General features: G+C 69.9%; 17 protein-coding genes. 10 read left to right on the forward strand and 7 right to left on the reverse strand.

Annotation, left to right across the window (positions count from 1 at the left end; translation table 11 throughout):
* Positions 1 to 138: 138 nt before the first annotated feature.
* Together ACIBNA_RS22350 and ACIBNA_RS22355 are read right to left on the reverse strand one after the other, a co-directional pair.
* Positions 139 to 1218, reverse strand: coding sequence for a S1 family peptidase (locus ACIBNA_RS22350; protein WP_399166897.1), 1080 nt, complete (start codon positions 1216 to 1218; stop codon positions 139 to 141).
* Positions 1219 to 1783: 565 nt separating this feature from the next.
* Positions 1784 to 2191: a hypothetical protein gene (locus ACIBNA_RS22355; protein WP_399166898.1), complete on the reverse strand. Its 408-nt coding sequence runs from the start codon at positions 2189 to 2191 to the stop codon at positions 1784 to 1786.
* 78 nt (positions 2192 to 2269) lie between these two features.
* Between ACIBNA_RS22355 and ACIBNA_RS22360 the strand changes: the two genes are divergently transcribed.
* The 4 genes from ACIBNA_RS22360 (at position 2270) to ACIBNA_RS22375 (ending at position 5082) form a co-directional block, all read left to right on the forward strand.
* Entirely contained in the window at positions 2270 to 3085 is an 816-nt protein-coding gene (locus ACIBNA_RS22360) for a helix-turn-helix transcriptional regulator (protein ID WP_399166899.1), read from the forward strand.
* Positions 3082 to 3264, forward strand: a complete 183-nt coding sequence (locus ACIBNA_RS22365) for a DUF397 domain-containing protein (protein WP_399166900.1) — start codon at positions 3082 to 3084, stop codon at positions 3262 to 3264. Before ACIBNA_RS22360 ends, ACIBNA_RS22365 begins: the two co-directional genes overlap by 4 nt.
* A gap of 277 nt (positions 3265 to 3541) precedes the next feature.
* On the forward strand, positions 3542 to 4507 hold the full coding sequence (locus ACIBNA_RS22370) for a hypothetical protein (protein ID WP_399166901.1): 966 nt from the start codon (positions 3542 to 3544) through the stop codon (positions 4505 to 4507).
* Positions 4508 to 4533: 26 nt separating this feature from the next.
* Positions 4534 to 5082, forward strand: coding sequence for a Uma2 family endonuclease (locus ACIBNA_RS22375; RefSeq protein WP_399166902.1), 549 nt, complete (start codon positions 4534 to 4536; stop codon positions 5080 to 5082).
* 12 nt (positions 5083 to 5094) lie between these two features.
* On the opposite strand, the gene ACIBNA_RS22380 is transcribed toward ACIBNA_RS22375, so the two are convergent.
* Entirely contained in the window at positions 5095 to 5931 is an 837-nt protein-coding gene (locus ACIBNA_RS22380; protein ID WP_399166903.1) for a PhzF family phenazine biosynthesis protein, read from the reverse strand.
* Positions 5932 to 6103: 172 nt separating this feature from the next.
* On the opposite strand from ACIBNA_RS22380, the gene ACIBNA_RS22385 reads away from it, so the two are divergent.
* Positions 6104 to 6631: an SgcJ/EcaC family oxidoreductase gene (locus ACIBNA_RS22385; RefSeq protein ID WP_399166904.1), complete on the forward strand. Its 528-nt coding sequence runs from the start codon at positions 6104 to 6106 to the stop codon at positions 6629 to 6631.
* Here the strand turns inward: ACIBNA_RS22385 and ACIBNA_RS22390 are convergent.
* Both ACIBNA_RS22390 and ACIBNA_RS22395 read right to left on the reverse strand, forming a co-directional pair.
* Entirely contained in the window at positions 6597 to 8018 is a 1422-nt protein-coding gene (locus ACIBNA_RS22390) for a sensor histidine kinase (protein ID WP_399166905.1), read from the reverse strand. The genes ACIBNA_RS22385 and ACIBNA_RS22390 overlap by 35 nt on opposite strands.
* Entirely contained in the window at positions 8015 to 8749 is a 735-nt protein-coding gene (locus tag ACIBNA_RS22395; protein ID WP_399166906.1) for a response regulator transcription factor, read from the reverse strand. Before ACIBNA_RS22395 ends, ACIBNA_RS22390 begins: the two co-directional genes overlap by 4 nt.
* 234 nt (positions 8750 to 8983) lie before the next feature.
* Between ACIBNA_RS22395 and ACIBNA_RS22400 the strand changes: the two genes are divergently transcribed.
* The 4 genes from ACIBNA_RS22400 to ACIBNA_RS22415 all read left to right on the forward strand — a co-directional run bounded on the left by ACIBNA_RS22400 (position 8984) and on the right by ACIBNA_RS22415 (position 13632).
* A complete protein-coding gene (locus ACIBNA_RS22400) occupies positions 8984 to 10276 on the forward strand; it encodes an aspartate kinase (protein WP_399166907.1) in 1293 nt (430 codons plus the stop codon).
* Positions 10276 to 11343, forward strand: coding sequence for an aspartate-semialdehyde dehydrogenase (locus ACIBNA_RS22405; protein WP_399166908.1), 1068 nt, complete (start codon positions 10276 to 10278; stop codon positions 11341 to 11343). The genes ACIBNA_RS22400 and ACIBNA_RS22405 overlap by 1 nt, the downstream gene beginning before the upstream one ends.
* 550 nt (positions 11344 to 11893) lie before the next feature.
* The gene (locus ACIBNA_RS22410) at positions 11894 to 12469 is read left to right on the forward strand and encodes a SigE family RNA polymerase sigma factor (RefSeq protein ID WP_059415010.1); all 576 of its coding nucleotides are present in this window, start codon (positions 11894 to 11896) and stop codon (positions 12467 to 12469) included.
* A complete protein-coding gene (locus ACIBNA_RS22415) occupies positions 12466 to 13632 on the forward strand; it encodes a hypothetical protein (RefSeq protein WP_399166909.1) in 1167 nt (388 codons plus the stop codon). The genes ACIBNA_RS22410 and ACIBNA_RS22415 overlap by 4 nt, the downstream gene beginning before the upstream one ends.
* A 143-nt stretch (positions 13633 to 13775) precedes the next feature.
* Here ACIBNA_RS22415 and ACIBNA_RS22420 read toward each other — a convergent pair whose 3' ends face one another.
* Complete coding sequence (locus ACIBNA_RS22420; protein ID WP_399166910.1) at positions 13776 to 14570, reverse strand: SURF1 family protein; 795 nt, start codon at positions 14568 to 14570, stop codon at positions 13776 to 13778.
* Positions 14571 to 14637: 67 nt separating this feature from the next.
* The gene (locus tag ACIBNA_RS22425; protein WP_399166911.1) at positions 14638 to 15462 is read right to left on the reverse strand and encodes a class I SAM-dependent methyltransferase; all 825 of its coding nucleotides are present in this window, start codon (positions 15460 to 15462) and stop codon (positions 14638 to 14640) included.
* Positions 15463 to 15564: 102 nt separating this feature from the next.
* Between ACIBNA_RS22425 and ACIBNA_RS22430 the strand changes: the two genes are divergently transcribed.
* Entirely contained in the window at positions 15565 to 17424 is a 1860-nt protein-coding gene (locus tag ACIBNA_RS22430; protein ID WP_399166912.1) for a prolyl oligopeptidase family serine peptidase, read from the forward strand.
* Positions 17425 to 17633: the final 209 nt, after the last annotated feature.

Genomic DNA, 17633 nt, shown 5'->3' on the forward strand with positions numbered 1-17633 from the left:
CAGCCCAGGGCTGGGTTCGGGCAGGTCCGTTTGTGAGCCGCGTTCGTAGCCGTATCGTGACCGGACCACCGGGTGCGGGATGCAGGCGACGCCGTGTGGCCTGCACCGACCAGCGACGGTGCAGGCCGTGCGGTGGCTTCAGTAGACGGCCAGGTCGTGGTCGATGAGTACCCTTTGCACGGGCTGATACCAGGTGGCGCGGTCTGGCTGAGCGTCCGTATCACCGCAGGGCTGGTCGGCATAGTTGCCACCGGATGTGATACCCAAGGCGGTCGTCCCCGTGAACATAGCCCCGCCGCTGTCACCGAACATGTTGCAGAGGCTGGTCTCGATCATGTTGTAGAGAGTGACACCGTCCGTGTAGGTGACGGTTGTGCTCGGTTCGAGGACCATGCCGTCGAGATCTTGGCTTACAGCTCCGACACGCTTCACCTTCTCCCCGTCCACAGCCCAGCGAGATCCTGTGATCTGAGGCTGTCTGCCGTCCTTGTACTGGATCACCCCGTATGCGGCGACATTCGGGTTGGTGTAGTCGATGATGGCCCAGTCGCCGGGCTCGTAATCCCAGTCGTTTGACGTCCACACCGTGCCGAGCTTGACCCCGTTGCTGCGCCGAACCCAGTCGTAGTGTCCGCCAAGTAGGCAGTGTCCAGCAGTGAGCAGGAACCTTTCCCCAGTGCTGGTGTCGCCGTCATCTCGGGTGACGTTGAATGCTGAGCTGCAGTAGTAGCGAGTGTCCTGTTCCCAAGCAATGCCGATGCCGCCGACCATAACGTCGGCAGTTCTCTCCAGTTCGCCTGAGTGCTGCTCGATGCGTACCGCGTCGCCGTGGACCGCAGCGACTCGCTCGATTCGGGCCCGATCGGCAGCGGACACCCCCTCGTAGATGTCGACGGAGACCTGGTTGCTGCTCGGATCGACGCCCCACGAAGTGTTGGGAATGCCCGCCAGCTGGTCAAGTTCGGCGTGTATGGAGTCGAGTTTCGCCGCGCTGTGAGCGACCACCTTCGCTGTCCCGCCTGCGCTCCGAACCGACGCCGCGGCGGCCTCGTCAGTGACCGCGACCGTGAGGCGGCCGTCTTTGTAGTAGACGCCTGCGGTGCGGTCGTCGCCAAGCTTGGTGGCCAGCGCGTCAGCCTTGGCAGGGTCCGTGAGCGGTGCCGGGGCTGCCTCCGCGGCAGGCGAGACGAGTGCCGCGAGGAGACAGCCGATCGTCATCGCAATTCCAGTGCGGCATATCCCACGTCTTCGCATGCATTCCTCCACCAATAGACAAAGAGCACGTCATCGTTGATCGACCCGGCCGGAGGAGGGTGTCTGCTATTGGTTGCCGAGGAGTGAACGAGAACCGACAACTCATGTGGGAGAGGCGGAGGTTGGCTTGTTCGCCTTTACTTATGGCGAGAACGGAGTATGGGACGCGAGGCCCGAGCGTCCAACCGTGATACGGAACCCGGGCCTTCAACGTGGGGGGGGCAGGCACCGCTCCTCAAACTTGCGGCAGCCCGCCGTACTGCGGCCACGGGCCGGGGCTGGATTACCAATCCCTGTGTGTCGCCCCTCAGTGGGAGTCCTATGCGTGGTGCGCACGTGGGTGCCGTCCAGCAGTGCCGCCAGCAACTCGATGACTTCCAGCACCCAGCGACGCACCGTGGAGGCGGTGACCTGCCCGGCTGGCAGCTTGCGACCCCGTGAGTTCTTCGCGTAACTGCTGGGCCTGCGGCCGGCCAAGTAGCCCACCGGCCCGCCACGGCCGCCGCGCGGCCGTGGCGGCACCGTGACGTCACCGGCCCACGGCGGTGGCCAGCGCCTGCGCGTCGACGTAGGGAGCGGTCGGCGTGGGCTCGCTGTACCACCTGAGCGGCCAGGTGTTCCCCTCCAGCGCCGGGATCCCGATGTACGTGACCGTGACCGTACGCGAGTCCTGCCCGCCCAACTGCTGCACTCCGAGCGGCCAGTGGTGTCTGCGTACCGCCCCGGGCGCCAGCAGGAAGTACACCCACCGCGGCCCGCTCGCCTCACACACGATCGGCCCCGCGTCCCCGTCGGTCTCCTCGATCAGCCACTCGGCGACCAGCTCCCCCCGCACGCCTTCGATCCGGACCGCGTCGAAGTGCACACCCGCGATGTGGAGTTGATGACCTGCCGCCGGGACCCACTCAGGTCGGTGAATTGCGTTCGTCATGGCCACACGCTCGTGCTCGGGCGGCTACTTTCGGTAGCGACTGTCGTGGTACACGTCGTGGTGTAACCGTCGGAGGTGGACGCTGTGTCGGCCCAGTACAACTCCAATTCCCAGCCGCCGGTCGCCTGGCGGTACAGCGGAAACCAGCGGAAGCGCTGGCGTACGAAGGCGAACGTCAGCCGGGAGGAACTGGCCGCCGCGGCCAACTACTCCCCGGACACGATCAAGGCCATGGAGCAGGGCGTCCGCATGCCGACGCCACGTGCCCTAGACACGGCCGACGACCTGTGTCGGGCCGACGGTTTTCTGAGTGCGGCCAAGGAGTACTTGCAGCGAGAGAAGTTCCCGGCGCGGGCGCAGGGCTTCATGGAGAGGGAGCGGGAGGCGATCAGTCTCTGGTGGTACGAAGCCATGTACATCCCCGGTCTGTTGCAGACCAAGCGCTACGCACAGGCACTCATCGAGAACCATGTCCCGCCCCTCGACGCGGACACGGCGGAGGAACGGGTCGCCGCCCGCTTGGAGAGGCAGGTGATCCTCACCGACCGGAAGCCGCCGGTGGCCCTCTGTTTCGTCGTCTACGAAGCTGCGCTGCGCAGTTCGCAGGTGGACGCGGAACAGTTGCACCGCCTGCTGGAGGTCTCCCGCCTGAGGAACGTCGTGTTGCAGGTTCTGCCCTTCGAACGGGCCATCACCGCAGCGCTCCTGGGGCCCCTGGTGTTGTTGGAGACTCATGACTACGAGCGTTTCGCCTACGCCGAAGGCCAGTTGGGAAGCGAACTGACGGCCGAACCAGGGGCTGTCAGTCGCGCCACGGAGCGGCTTAGCATGATCCGCGCGCAGGCTCTCAGTCCGGACGAGTCGGCACGTTTCATCGAGCGGATGGTGGATCAGTTATGAGTGACCAACTGCGCTGGATCAAGTCGAGTTACAGCGACTCCGAGGGCGGCGCCTGCGTCGAAGTCGCCCTGTCCGCCGCCGTCCACGTCCGCGACTCCAAGACCCCTGCGGGTCCCGAGCTCCACGTCACCGCGCCCGCCTGGTCGGCGTTCGTCTCCGCAGTTCAGCCCGAGGCTTGAGCCTCGGGCTTCGAGCCCTTTCCCTGGGTTTCTGGGCTGGAAAAACCAACCCAACCAACCAGGCCAGTAGGTGAGTTGTGGGCCGCCTACCTCGAACGGGTGACGTTCCGTGACCAGCTTGCGCCGCAGCGTGAAGCACCTCTAGGTTCGCGGCAATAGATCGGCCCCGGTCGGTGCGCCAACACCGGCTCCGGGGCCTGAACCGACGAATCGAAACGGAACTTCGATCGTGGCTTGCTCCCAGCCTAGTCCCGCCCTGCCGTCCCCGTCGCACCCGATGGCCAAATCGGGCTACGGCAAACGCCCCGCAGGTGACGAAGACCCGCACGCCGACCCGGACTTCGCACACCTGAGCCCCCGTGACCGCGAGATCGCCGTCTTCGTCGACCATCTCGAAGAGGGCCACGCGATGGGCTACAAGGCGATCGCGTCCGTGCATCCCCGCTACGGCCAGCAGGCCGTGCGCACCTCGCTGAAGAGTCTGAGCGAGGCCGGCCACTCGCGGCAGATCCGGGAGCACATCACCGTCGAGGACAACTCGATGCGGTGGGTGACCCGGACGTACTGGTCGCGTACGCACAGGTCACCGGAGTGGTGGGCGGAGTTCGCCCGGGAGCGCAAGGGCAGGATCGTCCCCGACGACTACCGGCCCGGGCTGGCCAGGACGGACGCCCCCGAGGCACCCGCCGAGGAGCCTGCCCCGGAAGCCGAACCTCAGCCCCGCACTGCCTACCGCACCCTCGCCGACGTCCGCGAGGCGGACCCCCGTATGTCCCTGTCCGAGTCCGACTGCCAATCCCTCGAATCGCTCGTGGGGGAGTGGCTGTCGCGCGGCTCGACCCCCGAGGACATCACCAAGGCACTGACCGACGGGCTTCCGCCCGCCGTGACCAACCCGGGCGGGCTCGCCCGCAGACGACTGGAGGACAAGATGCCCCCGAAGAAGGCCAAGATCCGGCAGAAGGCCGCACCGCGCCGGGCCCGCGTGGACCGCGTGATCATGTGCTGCATCACCTGCGACGCGGACGAGCTGACCACGAAGATCGAGGGCGGCATGTGCCCGGACTGCCGTGCCGAGTACGAGGCAGACCTGGCGGCCGAGGCGGCCGGTGAGCTGGACGCCGGATACGTCCCCGACACGTTTCTGGCCAACCCCGATCCCGTGTACGAGGTCGTGGACGTCGCCCGCCGCGCGGCCGAGGTACGGGCCGCGGGCGGCCTGCGCTCCAAGACGACGCCGTGACCTCCCGGACCCAACGCCGGCCGCAGATGACCGTCGAGGAGTTCGAGGAGCTGGAACACCATGCCCCGGAGACCGTTTGGCTGGAGTTCATCAATGGGAGGGTCGTGGTCAAGCCCGCGCCGGACGGCAACCACAGCGAGATCGTTGCCTGGCTGCAGAGGGTGTGCGTGCGGCATCGCCCCGAATTGTGGCTGCACAGCGAGCGAGGCTTGAAGACGGAGCGCTATCGCGAAGGGCGCGCTCGGCCGGACGGCGTTCTTGTGCCGGTCGGCAGCTTCAAGGGCCACGGTGAGTGGTCCGCGACTGAAGGCGCACTGATGGCCGTGGAGGTGACGTCGTACGACGCCGACGCAGGTCAGCGCGACCGAGTCGAGAAACCTGGTGGCTATGCGGCCACCGGTATCCCGGTCTACCTCCTCATCGACCGGGATGACCACTCGGTCACAGTGTTCACCGAACCCCAGGACGGCCGCTATCGACAGCAGGAGAACAGGCCCTTCGGCGCCACCCTCAAGCTCCCCGAGCCCGTCGACTTCGCCCTGGACACCGAGCCGCTGAAGGAGTTCGTCGACTGAGGCCGAGGCCTCTCAGAGCCGTACGGCCGCGCCCGTCACGCCGATCCCCGCGCCCGCCTCCGCCGGTACCGTCACCGTGATCGTGCTCGGCCGTCCCATGTCCACGCCCTGGTGAATGGTCAATGTCGCGGGGACCGGGACGAGCCCGAGTTCCCGCAGGTAGCCACCGAACGCGGCAGCCGCCGCCCCCGTGGCCGGGTCCTCGACCACACCGCCGGGCGGGAACGGGTTGCGGGCGTGGAAGACCGTGGGGGACTCCCGCCAGACCAGGTCGATCGTGGTCCAGTCCTTGCGGGCCATGAGGGCGCCGAGCGCGGCCATGTCGTAGTCCAGGCCGGCCAGCCGGTCCCGGCTCGCGGCGGCGACGACCGGGTGCCAGGCTCCGGCGAAGGCCGCGCGGGGCGGCAGCGCCGGGTCCAGGTCCCCGGCGGACCAGCCCAGGATCCCCAGCAGCTCGGCCAGATCGGCTTCCTCGACCGGTGCCGTACGCGGTGCGACACTCACCAGGGTCGCCACGAGGGTGCCGTCCGCCGCCCGGTCGGTGGTGACGGTGACAGGGCCCGCCGCCGTGCGCAGCCGCAGGCGTCCGGTGCCGTGCCGCTCCGCGTGGGCGACGGCCGTGGCGATCGTCGCGTGGCCGCAGAACGGCACCTCGGCGAGCGGGCTGAAGTACCGCACGTCCAGGGAGCCGTCGCCGGACTCCACCACGAACGCCGTCTCGGAGTAGCCGACTTCGGCCGCCGTCGCCAGCATCGTCGCGTCGTCGACCCCGGTCGCGTCCAGCACCACCCCCGCGGGGTTGCCGCCCTTGGGATCCGTGCTGAACGCCACGTAGCGCAATATCTCCATGCCCAGACGGTAGCGTCCGGCTCCACGTCACGCTGCGTGATTTGGGGGCCCCTTGTACGGCCCCTGTACGTGAGCTGCACGGCCGCTAACCGGTGACACGCGAGTCTGGAGTCACTTCCACCGCAGAGGAAGCGGAGGCAAGTCAACTCCCCTCGATGTCACTGGAGATGTCATGAACCGTCGCCCCGCACGCCGACGCATAGCCGTCGCCACCGCTGTCGCCGTCCTGGCCGCCGGTACCTTCGCCGTCGGTGCCGGGGCCGCCGGAGCCGACTCGCGCGGCACGTCCGAGACGAAGTCCGCCAAGATGGCCACCGAGGCGCAGGTGCTCGGGCTGTTCGACCAGTGGAACGCGGCGCTGCAGACCGGTGACCCGCAGCAGGTCGCCGACCTGTACGCCAAGGACGCGGTCCTGCTGCCGACCGTCTCCAACAACGTCCGTACGGACAGAGCCGAGATCGTCGACTACTTCGAGCACTTCCTCCAGAACAAGCCGGTCGGCACGAAGGTCGAGTCGATCGTCAATGTTCTCGACAGCGACACCGTCATCGACACCGGCGTGTACGAGTTCGCGCTCACCCACCACGAGACGGGCGCGAAGAACACCGTCAAGGCCCGCTACACGTACGCCTATGAGAAGCAGTCCGACGGCAAGTGGCTGATCGTCAACCACCACTCCTCGAAGATGCCCGAGAGCTGACCGCCCGGAGGGTGATCGTCACGCAGAGGCCGCGCCCATGGGGGTGCCCCCGGTCGAGCGAAGCCGAGACTGGGGGAGCGTCCGTCAGGGCCACGGTCCCGCCGTCGTCCGTCGCCAGTTGCTTGACGACGGCGAGACCGAGGCCGGAGCCCCCCTTGCCGGTCAGGCCCTGGCCGCGCCAGAAGCGGTCGAAGGCACGGGACTTCTCGGCGTCCGACATACCCGGTCCCTCGTCCAGGACCGACACCCCCACCACATCGCCCAGGGGGTCCACCCGCACGGTGATCGTCCCGCCGTCCGGTGAGACCTCCAGGGCGTTGGAGAGCACGTTGTCCAGCATCTGGTCCAGATGCCCGGGGCTGGACAGCACAGACGGCCGGCCGTCGATACTCCCCCTGAGCGCGATGGTGACTCCGCGCTCGTCGGCGGCCGGTCTCCACACGGCGAGCCGCTCCCGCACGATGTCCAGCAGCGGGAGCGGCTCGGCCACCGTCACCTTCGCCTCGGCACGGGCCAGCACCAGCAGGCCGTTGACCAGGCGGTTCATGCGCACGACCTCGGCGGTGGCCTGCTCCACGTCCTCCCGTACGAACGCGTCGTCCACACCGTCCGCGATGTTGTCCAGGGACAGCCGCAGGGCCGTGAGCGGGGTGCGCAGCTGGTGCGAGGCGTCCGCCACGAAGATGCGCTGGGCCGCGATCAGCGTGTCCAGGCGTTCCGCGCCCTGGTTGAGGGTGCGCGCCAGCGTCTGGGTCTCCGGCGGGCCCGTCACGGGGGAGCGGGCGGTCAGGTCGCCGTCGCTGAACTTGCTCGCCATGTCGTTGAGCTGGCGCAGCGGGCGGGTGAGGCGGCGCGCCACCCCCACGCCGAGCAGGGCGGCCACCACGAGGACCAGCACCGCGAGGATCGCCCGGAAGCCCCAGATCGTCCACAGGCGGTCGGTCATCTCGTCCGTCGAGTAGACGATGCGCACGGCACCGACGGCCCGGTCCTCGCCGGCCCTCTTGGCGGGGACCGTGATCACCAGCTCGGGTCCCCAGATGAAGGAGGAGCCCCAGTCGGTCGTGGGGTCGTTCCGGTCGAGGGCCGCGGTCAGGGCCGCGTCCTGCCTCGGGCGGAGCAGGCTCGGCGCGCAGCCCGGGGCGCCGGCCACCTGGACGTCGCCGGGCGTCTGGGCGGCGTATGCCTCGGCCATCTCCTGGAGTGCCTCGCACGAGGTGGAGTCGCCGTTGGCCAGCAGCAGGGCCATGGTCTCGGCCTCGCGCACCACGGAATCCTCGGTGTCGCCCCGCAGCTGGGAGGTGAGCGAGAAGGCCACCGGCACCGTGAACAGGGCGATGGCGATGGCGACGAGGAAGATGTAGCTGCGGACGAGCTGGCGGATCATGAGGCGTCGGTGTCCGTGTTCGCGCCGCCGCTGTCCTTGTCGCCGCCGTCGTCCTTGACGATCTCCAGCCGGAAGCCGACCCCGCGCACCGCCTCGATCGTGATCGCGCCCGCCAGCTTCCGCCGCAGCGCCGCCACGTGCACGTCGAGCGTCTTCGTCGGCCCGAACCAGTTCGCGTCCCAGACCGCTTCCATGATCTGCTCGCGCGACATCAGCGCCCCGGGCTCCTCGGTGAGGAAGGCCAGCAGGTCGTACTCCTTGGGCGCGAGGGCCACCTCCTCGCCGTCGAGCCGGACCCGGGCCGCCTTGCGGTCGACGGTCAGGCGGGGGCCGTAGTGGTCGGGGCCGCTCTCGGGCGTCCCGGCCGCGGGGGTGCGGGGCTGCGCGCGGCGCATGACCGCCCGGATGCGGGCGATGACCTCCCGGACGCCGAACGGCTTGGAGACGTAGTCGTCCGCGCCGATCTCCAGGCCCACCACCCGGTCGGTCTCGTCGCTGCGGGCGCTGATCACGATGATCGGGACGTCGCCGCGCTCGCGCAGCGCCTTGCAGACGTCGAGGCCGTCGGTGTCGGGCAGGCCGAGGTCGAGCAGGACGACGTCGTAGGGGTCCGTGTGGTTCAGCGCCGCCTGGCCCGTGGCGACCCACTCGACCTCGAAGCCGTAGCGCTTCAAGCCGCGTCTGAGGGACTCGGCAACCGGTTCATCGTCTTCCACCAGCAGTACGCGCACAGGCGAACCCTAGTGCTTGAAAGTTGGCCCACAACGACAGCCCACGTGCGATTGTGACGCCGGGCACTTTCTCGCGTGGCCTGTGCCCAGATGGGCATGAGCAGCTCTGGACGAGTGCCCGGGAAATCTCAGCATGCGATATCGCGGCGGGGTTTTTCGGACGCTCGTTAGACTGAGCCGACCGCAGTACGAATGCGTATGAGCGGATAGAGACGGATTGAGCGAGGAGCGCACGTGGGCCTTGTCGTGCAGAAGTACGGAGGCTCCTCCGTAGCCGATGCCGAGGGCATCAAGCGCGTCGCCAAGCGGATCGTGGAAGCGAAGCAGAACGGCAACCAGGTGGTTGCCGTCGTTTCCGCGATGGGCGACACGACGGACGAGCTGATCGATCTCGCCGAGCAGGTTTCCCCGATGCCTGCCGGGCGCGAGCTCGACATGCTGCTGACCGCCGGAGAGCGGATCTCCATGGCGTTGCTGGCCATGGCGATCAAGAAGCTGGGCCACGAGGCCCAGTCGTTCACCGGCAGCCAGGCAGGTGTCATCACCGACTCGGTCCACAACAAAGCCCGGATCATCGACGTCACGCCGGGCCGGATCAAGACCTCGGTGGACGAGGGCAACATCGCGATCGTGGCCGGTTTCCAGGGCGTCAGCCAGGACACCAAGGACATCACCACCCTCGGCCGCGGCGGTTCCGACACCACCGCGGTGGCCCTCGCCGCCGCCCTCGACGCCGATGTGTGCGAGATCTACACCGACGTCGACGGCGTGTTCACCGCCGACCCGCGCGTGGTGAAGAAGGCCCGGAAGATCGACTGGATCTCCCTCGAGGACATGCTCGAGCTGGCGGCATCCGGGTCGAAGGTGCTGCTCCACCGCTGCGTGGAGTACGCCCGCCGGTACGACATCCCGATCCACGTCCGGTCCAGCTTCAGCGGACTTCAGGGCACGTGGGTCAGCAGTGAGCCACTCGTTCAAAAGTCACAGCAGCAAGGGGACAAGCAGGTGGAGCAGGCCATCATCTCCGGTGTCGCGCACGACACCTCCGAGGCCAAGGTCACGGTCGTCGGCGTGCCGGACAAGCCGGGCGAGGCGGCCGCGATCTTCCGTACGATCTCGGACGCCGAGATCAACATCGACATGATCGTGCAGAACGTGTCCGCCGCCTCCACGGGCCTGACGGACATCTCCTTCACACTTCCCAAGGCCGAGGGCCGCAAGGCCATCGACGCCCTGGAGAAGAACAAGGGCGGCATCGGCTTCGAATCCCTGCGCTACGACGACCAGATCGGGAAGATCTCCCTGGTCGGCGCCGGAATGAAGACCAACCCGGGTGTCACGGCCGACTTCTTCAAGGCGCTGTCCGACGCCGGTGTGAACATCGAGCTGATCTCGACCTCCGAGATCCGCATCTCGGTCGTCACGCGCGCCGACGACGTGCCCGAGGCCGTCCGTGCCGTGCACACCGCGTTCGGTCTCGACTCCGACAGCGACGAGGCCGTCGTCTACGGAGGCACCGGCCGCTGATGGCCGGTCTCCGACGGGCCGACCGGCCGACGCTCGCCGTCGTGGGAGCGACCGGGGCCGTCGGCACGGTCATGCTCCAGATCCTGTCCCAGCGGGCGGACGTCTGGGGCGAGATCCGACTGGTCGCCTCCCCGCGCTCGGCCGGCCGCAAGCTGGCCGTGCGCGGCGAGGAGACCGAGGTCGTGGCGCTCACCGAGGAGGCCTTCGACGGGGTCGACGTCGCGATGTTCGACGTCCCCGACGAGGTCGCCGAGCGGTGGGTGCCCGTGGCCGCCGCCAAAGGCGCGGTGGTGGTCGACAACTCCGGCACGTTCCGGATGGACCCGGACGTGCCGCTCGTCGTGCCCGAGGTCAACCCGCACGCCGTACGGATGCGCCCGCGCGCGATCATCGCCAACCCCAGCTGCACGACGCTCTCCATGATCGTGGCCCTGGGCGCGCTGCACGCCGAGTTCGGGCTGTGCGAGCTGGTGGTCTCCTCCTACCAGGCGGTCAGCGGCGCCGGCCGCGCGGGCGTGGCGACGCTGCGGCAGCAGTTGTCCCTGGTCGCCGGCACGGAGCTGGGGACCAGCCCCGGTGACGTGCGGCGGGTCGTGGGGGACAGCACCGGGCCGTTCCCGGAGCCGGTCGCGCTGAACGTCGTGCCGTGGGCCGGGTCGCCGCGCGAGGACGGCTGGTCGTCGGAGGAGCTGAAGGTCCGGGACGAGTCCCGCAAGATCCTCGGTCTGCCCGCCCTGCCCGTGGCCGTGACCTGTGTCCGCGTCCCGGTGATCACCACGCATTCGCTGACCGTGCACGCCCGCTTCGAGGGCGAGGTCACCGTCGACAGGGCCCGCGAGATCCTCGCCACGGCACCCGGGGTCGTGCTGTTCGACAACCCGGCCGCGGGGGAGTTCCCGACCCCTGCCGACGTCGTCGGCACCGACCCGACGTGGGTCGGGCGGGTGCGGCGGGCGCTGGACGACCCGACGGCGCTCGAACTGTTCGTCTGCGGGGACAACCTGCGCAAGGGCTCCGCGCTCAACACCGCCCAGATCGCCGAACTGGTGGCCGCCGAGCTTTCGTGACGTGCCGAGCCGGTGGCCGCCGCCGGGTTCTCGTGAGGTTGCCGGGTTTTCGTGAAGTTTCGAACGCCGAAACCCCCCGACCTGTGTCATAGGCGGTTTGTAGGATCTGTGTACGACATGTGAGCCGGCCGATGGTCCGGACCACTTGTCCCGAACCCCATCGGCATCCGAGGATTTACCTCCCCGCCCTCCGCAACCGTGCGGAGGGCGGGGGGCGTCTTTGCGGTCGCCCTTCAGGGCCGTGGGACACCTTCAGGCGTGGGGACGCCTGGAACCGGGCGTGGGGACGCCCGTTCATATCTGGACATAGGGGAAGAGCGGGACGCATGAGGGCATTTGATGCACCATCGGCTGTGCTGCCTGACGCGGGTAGACCTTCGGCGGCGAAGGTCGGCGTGAAAGTGTCGCCCGGCGCGTACAACCCTGACAGGGGTGAGCGTGTCCAACAGGCGTGGCAGAGGTACTCGACTTCAGCGCGGCACGCGGCACGGTCATTCGACCGCCCCGTCCGGCGGCTCTACGACCCCGCATGTCCGGTACTTCCGGTGGCATGCCGGTGATCGCGCCCGTGCCCGCAGCGCGGCCGGCCCGCATCCCGAACCAGCGTGAAGGCGCCGAGGACGGTGTCGCGGCCGGGACCACCGTCGACCACCTCACCGAGACCTACCGCGCGCACTACCGCTCGCTGCTCGGTCTCGCGGCCCTCCTCCTCGACGACACGGCCTCCTGCGAGGACGTCGTCCAGGAGGCCTTCATCCGCGTCCACTCGGCCCGCAAGAGGGTCCGCGACCCCGAGAAGACGCTGGCGTACCTGCGTCAGACGGTCGTCAACCTGTCGCGCTCCGCGCTGCGCCGTCGCATCCTCGGCCTGAAGCTGCTGTCGAAGCCCATGCCCGACATGGCGAGCGCCGAGGAAGGTGCCTACGACCAGTTGGAGCGCGACTCCCTCATCAAGGCGATGAAGGGCCTCCAGCGCCGCCAGCGCGAGGTGTTGGTGCTGCGCTACTTCGCGGACATGACCGAGGCCCAGGTCGCCGAGACCCTCGGCATATCCCTGGGCTCGGTCAAGGCGTACGGCTCGCGCGGTATCGCGGCGCTCCGGCTGGCCATGGAGGCGCCGGTATGAGCGACGGCGACGGCGCGCGCCGCGACGGGCGCGACCGGCACGAGCCCTTCGAGTGGCACGAGCCGACAAAGCTGCACGGGCAAGATCCGAAGCAATCGCACGCTGGGAACGGAACTGTGAACCACGGCCTGGACGAAAAGGGTCCCAAGGGGCTCGAGTCGGACGAGCTGGACCTGCGCAGGATGCTGCACGAAGCGGTGCAGGAGGTGGAACCGCGCGACGGCACGCTGGACTATCTGCGCAAGGCGGTGCCCCAGCGGCGGACCCGCAAGCGGCAGGCCGTCGTCGGTATGGCAGCCGCCGCGCTGTTCATCGGCACGGCCATCCCCGCCCTCGTGCATGTCTCCAACTCCACCGGCTCCGAGGCCAACCCGTCCGCGATCGGCCACGCTTCCGAGGCCCAGGGCGGCGCGGGCCAGGGCAAGGGCCCGGACGGCGGCGAGAGCTCCGTGGGCGGCTCCCCCGGCAGGACCGAGGGCAAGGAAAAGGGCGAGAAGAAGCAGAAGGACAAGGAAAGCAAGGGCCCCGGCGCCTCGGCCGGAGCGTCCCAGGGTGCCGGCCCGTCCTCCACCGCCGCGGCCGGCATCCAGGCGTGCACCGCCGCCCAGCTCGGCCCCGCCGCCGGAAGCAGCGTCGCCCCCGACTCCACCGGCGCGGTCTACGGCACCTTCCGTGTCACCAACGTCTCGGCGGCGAGCTGTACGGTCACCGACCCCGGCTCGGTGAGCGCGCTGGCGCAGGGCGCGGCCGACGTCAGCAAGGTCGGTGCGGCCCGGCACACGGCAGGGGACGCGGCGGCAGGCCTGCCCGACCCCTCCCTGGAGGCCGCCCAGCTGGTGCTCTCGCCGGGCGCCGCCTACGACGTGAAGTTCGCCTGGGTCCCCAGTGAGACCTGCCCCGCCGCCGGCGGTGACCCGGACCCCGACCCCGACCCCACTCCCGACCCCACCCCGACGGAGGACAGCGCGGCCGCGGGCGGCACCTCCACCGGTGGCGACACGGGCACGGGCACGGCCCCGCAGCTGGCCACGGAGGACGGCACGGCCGACGGCAGCGTGGCGGTCACGTACACACCGGCGACCGGCTCGGGCGCGGGCTCGGTGACGGTGCCCAACGCGTGCGCGGGGACGGTCTACTGGACGGGCGTACTGGCGGTGTCGTAACGGTGTGACCCGCGGGCAGTCGTGCCGCCTGGGGCGATGGGGCCCCCTGCTCGAGCGAAGCCGAGAGCTTGGGGGAGGGTGGGCGCGGGCGGCACCCCGCACCGCCGGGCTGCGGCCCCACCCGCCTTCAGCAGCGACGCCGCTTACTTGGCACCGGCGTCCGCAGCGACAGGCTCCTCCTCCGGCACCAACCCAAGCTCCGCATCCCGCGCGAACTCGATCTCGCGCCGCAGCAACCGGAACCACATGAAGATCACGAACCCCACGAAGGCGAACCACTCGGCGGTGTAACCGAGGTTCTGGAACGCCTTCAGATCCAGCCCGGTGTCCGGCGGCGCACTGGCCGGCACCGCCTTCATCCCCGAGTCCCCCTTCGCCAACGTGACCCACGCGTCGTACACGTCGTACGGCACCAGGTTCACCAAGGACGCCGCACTGATCGCCGCGGTCTGCCCGGCCGGCAGCCCGCCCTGCGCACTCACGCCGTTGTCCCCCGGAGTCTCGGACGCCTGGAGGGCCCCCGTGACCGTGACCTCACCGGCGGGCGGCGCGGGCGCCTTCGCCGCGTCGGCGGCACCCGGCAGCCACCCCCGGACCACCGGCAGCGCCTCGCCCGAGTCGGTGCGCAGCAGCGTCAGGACGTAGAAACCCTGCTTGCCGTCGAGCTCCCGGCCGGGCACCAGCAGCTGCTTGCCGTAGCGACCGGTCGCGGTGACCTGCTTGCCGGACGTCGCCTTGGTCACCGGCAGCATCTCCCCGAGCGGCCGGGGCGCCTCGTGCCGGGCCTCGGCGACCTGCTCGGTCGCCGTGCGGTGGTCCTGCACACGGTCCTCGAACCGGCCCAGCTGCCAGGACCCCATGAAGATGCAGAAGGGGATGGACAACAGCACGAAGACGTTGATCCCCCACCATCGGGGCGTCAGCATAAACCGGTACACACCCTTACGGTACGGGGCTGCCGGGCGGGTCCGGCCTGCGGGGTCGGTACGACTCGGTGCCGCTTCGTCAGTCCTTGCGGGCCCGGATCGAGTACATCAGCGGGATCCGCGGCCGGTCCGCCGGATAGCGGAAGTAGCCGTCCCGCCGCTCGAAGCACCCGAACCGCCGGAACAGCGAGACGTCGTGCTCGTGCAGGAACTCGATGCGCAGCCCGGCCGCCGCCAGCGCCGAGACGACCTCGCCGACCGGGTGCTGCCACTCCACGCGCCGGTTGTGGACGAACTCGGAGCCCTCGGCCGCGTACGAACCCGGACTCTCCTCGATCCAGGCGTCACGGGCGAAGTAGTCGTAGGTGATCCGCGAGCCGGTCTCGTCGTCGAGGACGTCGGTGAGCGGATGGAACTCGGAGAGGTATAGGAACCCGCCGGGCGCCACCAGCGAGGCCGCCGTCTCGGCCCAGTGCCCGATGTCGGGCAGCCAGCACAGCGCGCCGACGCCGGTGTAGACGATGTCGTACGACGGGTCCGGGACCGCGCCGGCCGCGTCGTACACGTCCGCCGCGACGAAGGCCGCCCGGTCCTGGCCGAGGCCGAGGTCGCGCGAGAGGCCGCGGGCGATGTCGACCGCCGGTGCGGAGAAGTCCAGGCCGACGACACGGGCGGCGCCGTGCCGGGCCCAGGACAGCGTGTCCAGGCCGATATGGCACTGCAGGTGCAGCAGCGAGCGGCCGGAGACGTCGCCGACCTCGGCGAGTTCGAAGTCGCGCAAGGGGTCCTGGCCGGCCCGGAAGGAGTCGAGGTCGTAGAAATCGCCGGCGGCGTGCAGGGGGACGCGTTCGTCCCAGTGGGCGCGGTTGGCCTCGTGCCAGTCGGCCGGGGTGGGGGAGTACATGGGGGTCACTCCTGACCTGCTCAGAAGGGGGACCGGTGGAGGTTATCCACAGGCTGGGGACCTCGCCAGCGAATTGTCGGCGGGGGGAGGCACTATGGGGCCATGACTGAGAGCAACGGATCCGACGCGCGGGATCAGCGGGACCAGCACGAGCAAGAGGTACAGGCGGGGCAGCAGGAGCGGATGCCGGACTGGGAGAAGCGCTTCCGGGCGCCCAGGGTGTCCCTGCCCGACTGGGCGGAGGACGCGCCGGACCGCTCCCTGTTCGTGTCGAACGCGACGGGGACGTACGAGCTGTACGCCTGGGACCGGTCGACGGGCGAGCAGCGCCAGGTGACGGACCGGCCGAACGGCACGACGGACGGCGTGCTGTCACCGGACGGCGCCTGGATCTGGTGGTTCGACGACAAGGACGGCGACGAGTTCGGCGTCTGGCGCCGCCAGCCCTTCACGGGCGGCCCGGACGAACTCGCCGCCGAGGGCCTGGACGCCTCCTACCCGGCGGGCCTCGCCCTCGGCCGCGACGGGCGCACGGCGGTCGTCGGCCGCTCCACCGACGAGGACGGTACGACGATCCACCTCGTCCGCACCGGCGAGGACCCGGTGGAGATCTACCGCCACCGCGAGTCGGCCGGCGTCGGCGACCTCTCCCACGACGGCTCGCTCATCGCCATCGAGCACACCGAGCACGGCGACGCCATGCACTCCGCCCTGCGCGTCCTGCGCACCGACGGCACCCCGGTCGCCGACCTCGACGACACCGAGGGCGGTACGCGCGAGCTCGGCCTGGAGGTCCTCGGTTTCGCCCCCGTCGACGGCGACACCCGCCTCCTCATCGGCCACCAGCGCCGGGGCCGCTGGGAGCCCCTGGTCTGGGACGTCGCCTCCGGCGAGGAGACGGACCTGGCGCTGGAACTGCCGGGCGACGTCAGCGCCGAGTGGTACCCGGACGGCAGCGGCCTGCTCATCGCGCACAGCTTCGAGGCCCGCAGCGAGCTGTTCCGCTACGACCTGGCGAGCCGCGCCCTGACCGAGATCCCGACCCCGCCCGGCACGGTGTCCGGCGCCACGGCCCGGCCCGACGGCAGCGTGGAGTACCTGTGGTCCTCGGCCGCCGAGCCGTCGGCCGTCCGCTCCACGACCGGCGGTGTCGTGCTCGACCCGCCCGGCATGAAGTCGCCCGGCTCGGTGCCGGTGGAGGACGTGTGGGTGGAAGGGCCGGGCGGCCGCATCCACGCCCTCGTCCAGAAGCCGAAGGGCACCACCGGCCCACTCCCCACGGTCTTCGACATCCACGGCGGCCCGACCTGGCACGACAGCGACTCCTTCGCGGCGGGCCCGGCGGCGTGGGTCGACCACGGCTACGCGGTGGTCCGGGTCAACTACCGCGGCTCGACGGGCTACGGCCGTGCCTGGACCGACGCCCTGAAGCACCGTGTGGGCCTCATCGAACTGGAGGACATCGCCGCGGTCCGCGAATGGGCCGTCACCTCCGGCCTCGCCGACCCCGACCGCCTCATCCTCACCGGCGGTTCCTGGGGCGGCTACCTCACCCTCCTCGGCCTCGGCGTCCAGCCCGACGCGTGGGCCCTGGGCATCGCCGCGGTCCCCGTCGCCGACTACGTCACGGCGTACCACGACGAGATGGAGGCGCTGAAGGCGATGGACCGCACCCTCCTCGGCGGCACCCCCGAAGAGGTCCCCGACCGCTTCGAGGCCTCCTCCCCCCTCACCTACGTCGACCAGGTCAAGGCCCCGGTCTACATCTCGGCCGGCGTCAACGACCCCCGCTGCCCCATCCGCCAGATCGAGAACTACGTCAAGCGCCTGGAGGCGAGAGGCGCGGTCCACGAGGTGTACCGCTATGACGCCGGGCACGGGTCGCTGGTGGTGGACGAACGGATCAAGCAGGTGAGGCTGGAGCTGGAGTTCGCGGAGAGGTATTTGAGCCGACGGTCGTGATGCGCGGGGCGCCGCCGCTGACGCGTGACTCGCGGGGCGCGGGGGCTCGTAATCCGCGGGCAGCCGTGCCGCTGGGGCGATGGGGACCCCCCTGCTCGAGCTAAGCCGAGAGCTTGGGGGAGGGCGGGCGCAGCGGCACCCCGCTGCGCCGGGCTGCGCAACGCCCCGGCCTCAGCCTCAACGCCGCGCACCGGATAACGCCGGGTTGC

Origin of the sequence: Streptomyces sp. NPDC050164, assembly GCF_044459945.1 — a bacterium.
Taxonomy (GTDB): Bacteria; Actinomycetota; Actinomycetes; order Streptomycetales; family Streptomycetaceae; genus Streptomyces; species Streptomyces coeruleorubidus_A.